The following is a 234-nucleotide window of genomic DNA, read 5'->3' as shown; positions in this document are numbered from 1 at the left end:
ATTCGCCATATCCGCATCACGCCGATTGCCTTCCGCGATCCGCCGCTGCTCAACGCTGCCGGCATCCACGAGCCCTGGGCGCTGCGCTCCATCATCGAGATCGAGACGGCCTCGGGCCTGGTGGGCATCAATGAGAGCTATGGCGACCAGCCGATGCTCGATGCACTGGCCAAGGCGGCACCGGCACTGGTGGGGCTGTCGCCCTGGGCGCTCAACGAGATGGAGCAGCGGGTG

The 234-nt window shown here is 66.7% G+C and carries 1 pseudogene; it reads left to right on the top strand.

The window, feature by feature from the left end:
• Nucleotides 1-234 (top strand): annotated as a pseudogene (locus tag R2R70_RS23265) (glucarate dehydratase); the annotation flags it as partial.

This window comes from Cobetia sp. SIMBA_158, from assembly GCF_046566945.1.
Lineage (GTDB): Bacteria > Pseudomonadota > Gammaproteobacteria > Pseudomonadales > Halomonadaceae > Cobetia > Cobetia amphilecti.
This window is presented reverse-complemented; position numbering and strand designations above follow the sequence as displayed.